This window comes from Halomonas borealis, assembly GCF_004798905.1.
Lineage (GTDB): Bacteria > Pseudomonadota > Gammaproteobacteria > Pseudomonadales > Halomonadaceae > Halomonas > Halomonas borealis.
In genome coordinates this window covers 1-238 of the sequence record NZ_SDMO01000137.1, presented here as the reverse complement: position 1 = coordinate 238, position 238 = coordinate 1, and the positions used below count along the sequence as shown (strand labels likewise).

Sequence of the window (238 nt, the reverse complement as noted above, 5' to 3'; positions counted from 1 at the left end):
AAAGACCCTTTTTACGTTTGCTCCAATTGTCTCCTTCTTTGAGCTCTTGCCAAAGACGACAATAAGCATTGTCCTTATAAAAGTCAATGCTCATCCGTACACGCCTATCCAATCTCTGAAGATGCTTTGAAGGACTCTCAACATTTTCAATGGTGATCCAATAATCTTGGTTAATTGCTTGGCAATAGAGCAAATCAAAGTGCGTTTCTTGGTTACTAACTTCAAAGATAAGGACTTT

1 protein-coding gene is annotated in these 238 nt (G+C 38.2%); it reads right to left on the bottom strand.

The genetic code is table 11. From position 1 onward, the window contains the following. The coding region (locus ETC07_RS16430; RefSeq protein ID WP_205742587.1) for a hypothetical protein at positions 1-238 on the bottom strand (238 nt) is incomplete at both ends.